This is a genomic window from Nonomuraea sp. LPB2021202275-12-8 (genome assembly GCF_037044575.1).
Classification (GTDB): domain Bacteria; phylum Actinomycetota; class Actinomycetes; order Streptosporangiales; family Streptosporangiaceae; genus Nonomuraea.
Genome location: NZ_JBAHWD010000174.1, coordinates 1 through 362, shown reverse-complemented (window position 1 = coordinate 362; position 362 = coordinate 1). Strand labels below are relative to the sequence as shown.

The window sequence follows — 362 nt, the reverse complement described above, 5'->3', positions numbered from 1 at the left end:
CTTCCCGGTGATCGTTTGAGGTCTCTCACGCATGGCCGACGCGCCAACGTCGGTCGGGAAGGCACACCCGATGCTCACCGTAGTCCCTGACCCCGCCGACGGCGACCACCGTACGGCCGGTGGCCCGGTCTCCGCCGCGCTGATCGATGAACTCGTCCGCGAAGGCGCCCGCCGGATGCTCGCCGAAGCGCTCAAGGCCGAGGTCGAGGCCTATATCGCCGCGTTCGCCGACGAGCGTGATGAGGCCGGTCGCCGCCTGGTCGTGCGCAACGGTCACCATGCCCCGCGCGAGATTCTCACCGCGGCGGGCGCGATCGAGGTCCGCGCGCCGCGGGTCAACGACAAGCGCGTCGATGAGGTCA

At 70.2% G+C, this 362-nt stretch carries 1 protein-coding gene; it reads left to right on the top strand.

Translation table 11 applies throughout. From position 1 onward, the window contains the following. Nucleotides 1-70 precede the first annotated feature (70 nt). Nucleotides 71-362, top strand: a 292-nt coding sequence (locus V5E28_RS49250; protein WP_336217220.1) for a transposase, incomplete at its 3' end; no start/stop codon positions are given.